Here is a 7,193-nt window from a genome sequence, read left to right on the forward strand (position 1 = left end):
GGAGCCGGTTTTGTAAAAGTGCATCACACCCAAAGCACACTGTTTATCATTGGCATCGCCACAATGATCACAGGCATATTAGGTTTTATCTTGAACAGTGCCGTACAAAAAAAGGGACTTAATGATAGTTAGCGGACTATGTCATCTTTCTATCTAACCGGCCAAAACCTTCCATCTTCACAGTGCGTTCAATTTCACTGAGTCTACGTTGGAGACAACGGAGAAGCTCGTTACACCATTCGTACAGATCGGAATTTTCCCGACAAGTAGTCTTGCTTCCTTAAAACCGTTATAGTTACAGCCGCCGTTTACTGGGGTTTCAATTCAATGCTTGCACATCTCCTCTTAACATTCCAGCACTGGGTAAACGTCAAACCCTATACATCGGGATTTGGAATCTCTCCCATGTTCATGACTAAAGTGGTACAAATACCCGTGTGTATCTTACGTTAACTTAACAGATTAATTATCCGTAATTGCCTTTACAAGACACTTTTTATTTGTTACATAATGGGACACTATTCGATAATTGGTTATCAGTTCTTTAAATAAATTATATTCCCACAATCACCATAATAGAATGCGGGGGGAGGGTTGAGTGTGAGTTTACAAAAAGAAATAGATATCAAGAACCGTCTTTCGTTTTCTATTAAGGGGGCAATCGGAAAACTGCTCTCGTTTAATTGCGATGAAGCAACATCTTATGATCGGTATAAGTCCGTTCAACACAAGGTTTTCAGAAAAATGTATCACTGAGCTCATATGTTGGGCTGCAAAGAAATTCAAAGATATTGACGTATTGCTCCCAGATATAGAATCAGCCATGCTTCTTATTAGCTTCTGGAGTGCCTAAGGCTAAAGCAGAGAGGAAAACAAAAAAAGAGCTCAATCGCATAAGAGGCATATTATATAATATTCATGATTCTTATAATTTAGAAAAATCATTTCGCATTCTTGACTTCTCTCAATACAAGCAAAATGAAAATTATAAAAAATTGAAATTAAAGGCTATAGATTTGTGCAAAAAAAATTCAAAATTTCGTGAATTATGCACGAAAATGTCAATCCAAGCAGTTGAACGTCGGGCAAAAAGCGTGGGATTATCAATTGAAGAAACAAAGAATTTAGAAACAACAAATATTTCTCTTGAGTATATTTTGATGAAATCCCTTTCTACGTAAATAGCCCATCTTTACTTAAATAGAGAAAACTCAGTTTTAGCCTACCATCGTGAATGGCCGGTTGGAGAATTGTTGCTCAATTGTGAACAACCTCTCTGTGTTGATAAACAACAAGGTCACGGAATTGTTTCGATATGTACGCAAACTTATGAGAAGAACCAGTTTATGATTGAAGATTCAGGGGAAAATGAATGATGCGCAACGTTATTAAATTCAACGTTATGGACAAAAATTTCCAAAAAAATCCATATAATATATACCAAACTGTAAATTCTTCTAACTCTGTTCTTTGGGATGAAAATCTTAAAGCTTATTTTTTTGGCCACTATGAAGATGTCAGCGCAATTTTGAAGGATACCCGCTTTACAACAGCGCCCTTAGCCGTTCGAGCAGAGCCGGTAATGGGCCGATCGCGTATTGGCACAAATGGAAGGGCATGAGCACCATAGCAAGCGGCACGCCATACTTTCAAAACTTACTGGAAAAATGTTCCGCACGCACTATACTAAAATTATTGAAGAAATAATAGACCAGCTTCTCATGCCGCATCTTGCAAAGGGGAAAATAGATATTATAAATGAATTCGGTAAAGACTATAGTGTGCTTGTTACATTAATGGTCTTAGGCCTACCAATAGATTGCTACAAGGATATATCCATGTGGCATAAGGGAGTTGCATCTTTTGTCACCAGCCTAAACCAATCAGATGAGGAAAAAGAATTCAGCTTATCGTGCAGCAAAGATATCATCTCTTATTTAACACCACTTATAGAAGAATGGGACAAAAACGCATCAGAAGATTTAATCTCTGTTTTATGCCAGAAAACAAATGATGCTAATAGCATGACAACTTCTGAAATAGTTGCTCTCGTCCTTAACATGTTATTGGCCGCCATAGAACTTGCTGATAAAACATTAGCTTATCTTTTTTATCATTTACTCACACACCCAAATGAATTAGAAAAAATCCAAAATGACAGGAGACTTCTTGGCGATGCAATCACAGAAACACTGCGCTTGACTTCTCCCGTTCAGCTTATACCACGCCAGACCAATCAAGCGATAGAGTTCGCAGGAGTCACATTACCAGCCGACTCTCTTGTTTTTTGTATGATTGGAGCAGCTAACCGTGATCCTGATATTTTTGTGAACCCCAATCATTTTATACCAGAACGTAAACGGGGCAGTAAAACTGGGGCGGGTCTCATAAGGACCGCAAACCATTTAGCCTTTGGAGCAGGCGTGCACGTTTGTGTAGGTTCTGCTTTTGCTCTCATGCAGAGTGAATTGACAGTAAACAGACTCCTCGATAAACTCATTAAGATCAACTTAACCGATGGTTTTATTTTGGAGGAAGAGGGATTGTATACAAGGGGACCATCAGCACTTCCAATCATATTCATTCCAATATCAAAGCCGCAGATATCACAAACACGTGTTAATTTTTAAAAGTTTGTGAATGGGGCGGGGACAATATTTTAAAGAATATCAACAGGGGGCATAATAATGCAAAAGAGAGATTCCTACACTCAATCAGAAAAGTATGTCATATATACCGTAATTATTTCCAGCATACTTCCTCTGCTGGACGGGAGCATTGTTAATATCATCCTTCCGGACCTTGCGCATTATTTTTCCGTGGAAGGAAATAATATACAATGGGTTGTAACATCCTATTTTCTCGCCACCGTTCCAGGGCTGCTAATGGCCGCTTTTGTGCAAGGAAGAATAGGTATCAAAAGCACTTGGTTTCTTGCAAGCTTCATTTTTATGCTTGGATCACTGGGGGTAGGATTAAGCTATAGTTTTCCAACTATTATATCTGCCCGTATCGTTCAAGGTTTCGGGACAGGTCTTTTACTGCCCCTTAGCCAAACCATCATTGCATTACAATTTGGACAGACACGAGTGCGCCAAGCCATGGGCACCATAGCCGTACCAACAGTTTTCGCTCCTGCCTTTGGTCCGCTGGTAGGCGCCTCGCTTGCTCAGTATGTGTCTTGGCGTTTGTTATTTTTTATCAATATTCCGCTTATTTTATTGGCACTCACCCTTGGAGCAAAACATTTAAAGAGCAACGAAACAACAAAAACAAAATTTAACTTATTTGCATTTTTAGCGTTTTCCATCTCCCTTCTTTCGTTTTTTTACCTCACAGAAGCCAGAAACATCAATAACCACAACGCCCTCTTTATCCTAGCGCTTATAGCCATGATATCTCTCATATTATTCATTGTTTCTAATCAGAAAGCAAAAAACAAATTAATCGTCTTTAGCGGATTTCAAAATGCGCGCTACACATTACTCATGATCATGGGGCTTGTTGCTTCATTTCTTTTTTATAGCTTCCTCGTTTATTTCCCACTAGCAGTTGCCATGGAACAAGCCCATGAAAATAGCCTTCTCATCATCGGTGCCCTCCTTGCTCTGCAAGGGGTAGGAGCATGGATCGGAAGGAAATTTATTTACCAAAAATGGAAAGAAAAATCTCCCTTTTTCATGATAGGAATTGGTTTAGTGATATCAAGCTTTGGGTTATTATGCTTCGGCTATAATATAAGCATGGATGGACTGGGATTCTTGCTAAGAGGCATAGGACTTGGCATCACCACCATTGTCTGCCTTTCCGCCCCCATCCAATATGTCAACAGTTTATACGTCAAAGATACAGCCGTTATCACACGCATATTACAGCAAATAGGTGGTGCCTTAGGGGGTATATTCGCTGGCTTTTTGATCCATTCGCTGACAGAAGAATCCCTGTCCTTAAACCAAATATATATCGTATTCTTTATATTCTCTATCGCTACATTTTTACTGTTTTGCCTAGCCCTCTTCTTATCGCCTAAAGAGAAGAATTCCGATTTATGATATGCTTTATTTGAACTCCCTATCCATAACATTGGCAATAGCTTATAAAATCATACAGCATTCACCACTTTTCGAGAAACCAACACACTGAGACCTTGACCACAGCCTTCATCATTTTTATGAAAGAACACTAAACCGATAAGCTCCTTAAGCTCTAAAATTGATCACCTCCAGTAACGTACGGTGTTTGTAATTTTATGATACCTCTGTGCTTTTAGATCCCTCTAAAAACCTCTTGAAATATGGGATTTTCTGATCAGACCTTTGCAAAAATCCACGAAATTAAGCACGCATTTCAATGCGGAATAGTCCCATAAATGCGCTAACAGACGCCCTACCGAACCAGCATAGAATATAGAACCCACAATGCCCCCAAATGCTGACCATCTTCTGCCACGCATCGCGATGCAAAAAATCGCACTGTATTGCAAACTTGATAATGTTATTCGCCCCTTTTCAAAGTCATTGAATCACTATGCTTTCATAACAGCAATAGGTCCAAATGAAACTGAAGCGACAAAAACAGCTGGTAAAGCAGCATCTTCTCTCCATTTCATTGTTAACTGTCATAACAAATCTCCCCCACTTTAATAAAAAAGCCCTCTCTCATTGAGAGGGAAATTTTAAAAACATTGAAAATCATAAAGCATGATGACAGACAGCAAACCATCTCTAAAAAGACTGTTTCTTGATTTTCACAGCGTACTCTTAGATTTCTCTAACATTTTCCTGCCTTTAAATTTTCCTTATAAGTTTTACGGACAAAAGAAGCTTTTCAGAACTCTTTTACACATAACTTCATTGCTTCAAGCTCCCTTACAGACACGATAAACGCGTATATTTCCATCTACCAAGTATGCGAGCTTCACAGCGGATATAATGAAAACAGTCTTTTTATAGAAAACAGTAAGCTTTAACGGAATAAACGAGATTTTAAACTAGCCTCCCGCATTACTCATTACTCTATACCGGTTATGCAAATAAAGAGCGCCATCTACTTTTTCTGACAAGCAAAGAACACACACAACATTTAGTAACATGCCATTGTTGAAATTCTTGTCACAAAACCTTCCGTTCAGGGATTATGCGCATTGCCTGCTTCCTTCTCTCCAATAAACAATCTGCCAATAAAGAATGCTATTGTAGTTACGATAATACAAAATTATACTTCTGTTCTCATTCTATATTTTTCGAATTATCACACACTATTCCCCCCTTCACTGCTTCACTGTTATAACAATGAAAGGAGAAAAAGATTAAAACACAATATAGTATTTCTTTTTCACAAATCTTATATAAGCCACAAAATTGTTGCGCGACTTTCTAAGCAAGGTCAGTCAATAAAATCATACTCTAAAAACCACTCAACATACCACTTTTTGATATTATAAAGCCATAAAATGCAATTATCGTCTCCGCAAAAAATATCTCAGAAAAACAAAATCCCTCCTGCAACAATTAGGATACTCTCTCAAATATTACCAAAGTACTATTGGCCAGAGAATTTGGATGCCTTATTTTTTTATACACCATCTGCTCCTCATGAGAAGCTAAATGATAGTAGCTATGTCAAGATTAAGAAACGACTAGATACAATCAATGTGGAATGCAATGAACCGCTTGAAGTCCTTGGTAATTTGCTTGGGGATTTTTTGGACAGCGAGTGTCATAAGTTAGTCAGATCCATATTTCAAGATATATCAGAAGATCAAATGCTACAAGAGCTTAAAGAAGATCAACGTAAAGTTTTAGAAACGTTAAAGAAAGATGGATTGGAATATCAGCGTGGAGGATATATTATCAAGAATGAGATGACCTTCACACAAGAATTGCAAAAAGCTGGTCTCCTCTCGATGGAAGAGCTAAAAAAACTTATTGCAGAGAAAGAACTTTCAGCAGTAGAAATCGAAATAAATAGGGCATTAGAAAATATAGAAAAAGATCCAAGGGAGGCAGTTTTATTTGCAGCAAATCTGTTGGAAGCCTCTTGCAAAGCTTATCTCGACCACCATTCTATCCTATACGAAGAAAATGCCCATAATAAGCTGTACGCTTTATGGAAAGAAGTTGCTAAGAAGGCTAAGATTCATACTGACGATATAAAGCAAAAAAACTTAAAAAATCAAGATCTAGATAAAAATGACTTAAGAATGATCGCAACCGGTCTATCCAGAATCGTGAGTGGTACTATGAATTTAAGAAACAAGAAAAGTGCAGCGCATGGCCGCTCAGAAAAGGATTTTGAACTAATCAATCTCAAGCCTCGCCATGCGCGTTTAACTTTTAATGCCGCCCATTCTCTCTCAATTTATATCTTAGAGCTCATGGATCAGCCATAATAAAAAACATATCACGACTACCAGCATTTTCTCGTGCCATTTTTAATGCCTAAAAAGCATTAAAGGGGGTGGCCGCTGCTTATACCCTACAAAACCAAATATTTCTATAGCATGACAACATGAGTAGTCACACCGCTCTATGGTGTTCCTCTTCCCCACGTTTCTAGGCTCCGCTTCTAAAGTCAGTGGGCAATTTCTGTAAATGCAAAAGCCGCCCTTAAGGATGGCGAATGAGGATGGTGCAAAAGTATTGCCTTGATTATTTTTTTTAAGAACAAACTAGCTAGTGTACTATTTTTGGAAAGTTCTCGTGAAGAAATATTATGATGGAGAAGCTAGTCATTATGATAAAAATACAAGTCTTAACTCCCTAAAGAGAGAAAATCTGAGTTTAGATTTAATCCCTGAAAAGCTTTTATGCGTGTAAATTAGATACCTATACGTTCTTCTCCTACCCTACTTAATTTATAATAAGACAGCTCCTTATAAAAAACAGCACTATTCTTACATACCATAACCATTTTCTCTTTACAGGCTTTCTGCTATCAACATAACGCTTTATCCTCTTAAAACACTATTTGCAAAAAGTTGTCATCATTACAATGATCATAGGCATAGGCTCGCTACCCCAAAAGCTTGCTAGGTAAAAATCCGCCTTAGTATTTAGTGGTATAGATAGTTTGGAGTTCAAGGAATTGTTTGCAGTTTTTTGTTACAAAAAGTTGGCAGATTGTTTTGAGGATGACGATATACAGGCTACACATAGGACAAAGGGAGAGATGACATAAGAACCAAGAGAATC

General features: G+C 38.0%; 7 protein-coding genes, 2 pseudogenes and 1 other annotated feature. All 9 genes and pseudogenes read left to right on the top strand.

Features of this window, described 5'->3' with window-relative positions; translation table 11 throughout:
* Positions 1-132 (top strand): annotated as a pseudogene (locus tag ACFINW_RS09125) (MFS transporter); the annotation flags it as partial.
* Positions 133-226: 94 nt separating this feature from the next.
* Positions 227-515: a sequence feature (23S ribosomal RNA rRNA prediction is too short), on the bottom strand.
* 85 nt (positions 516-600) lie between these two features.
* Positions 601-756: a hypothetical protein gene (locus ACFINW_RS09130; RefSeq protein WP_375674219.1), complete on the top strand. Its 156-nt coding sequence runs from the start codon at positions 601-603 to the stop codon at positions 754-756.
* The gene (locus tag ACFINW_RS09135) at positions 704-853 is read left to right on the top strand and encodes a tRNA-dependent cyclodipeptide synthase (RefSeq protein WP_375674217.1); all 150 of its coding nucleotides are present in this window, start codon (positions 704-706) and stop codon (positions 851-853) included. Before ACFINW_RS09130 ends, ACFINW_RS09135 begins: the two co-directional genes overlap by 53 nt.
* A pseudogene (locus ACFINW_RS09140) lies at positions 840-1,376 on the top strand (tRNA-dependent cyclodipeptide synthase); the annotation flags it as partial. The gene ACFINW_RS09135 and the pseudogene ACFINW_RS09140, both read left to right, overlap by 14 nt.
* Complete coding sequence (locus ACFINW_RS09145) at positions 1,373-1,621, top strand: hypothetical protein (RefSeq protein ID WP_375641143.1); 249 nt, start codon at positions 1,373-1,375, stop codon at positions 1,619-1,621. The pseudogene ACFINW_RS09140 and the gene ACFINW_RS09145, both read left to right, overlap by 4 nt.
* A gap of 217 nt (positions 1,622-1,838) precedes the next feature.
* Positions 1,839-2,630 carry a cytochrome P450 gene (locus ACFINW_RS09150; protein WP_375674218.1) on the top strand — a complete coding sequence of 264 codons (792 nt, stop codon included), beginning with the start codon at positions 1,839-1,841 and terminating at the stop codon, positions 2,628-2,630.
* A gap of 57 nt (positions 2,631-2,687) precedes the next feature.
* Complete coding sequence (locus tag ACFINW_RS09155; protein WP_375641139.1) at positions 2,688-4,052, top strand: MFS transporter; 1,365 nt, start codon at positions 2,688-2,690, stop codon at positions 4,050-4,052.
* A gap of 366 nt (positions 4,053-4,418) precedes the next feature.
* Complete coding sequence (locus ACFINW_RS09160) at positions 4,419-4,643, top strand: hypothetical protein (protein ID WP_375638860.1); 225 nt, start codon at positions 4,419-4,421, stop codon at positions 4,641-4,643.
* 809 nt (positions 4,644-5,452) lie between these two features.
* Positions 5,453-6,391, top strand: coding sequence for an abortive infection family protein (locus ACFINW_RS09165; protein WP_375641137.1), 939 nt, complete (start codon positions 5,453-5,455; stop codon positions 6,389-6,391).
* Positions 6,392-7,193 lie beyond the last annotated feature (802 nt).

Origin of the sequence: Bartonella sp. AA18HLJMS (genome assembly GCF_042197245.1) — a bacterium.
Taxonomy (GTDB): domain Bacteria; phylum Pseudomonadota; class Alphaproteobacteria; order Rhizobiales; family Rhizobiaceae; genus Bartonella.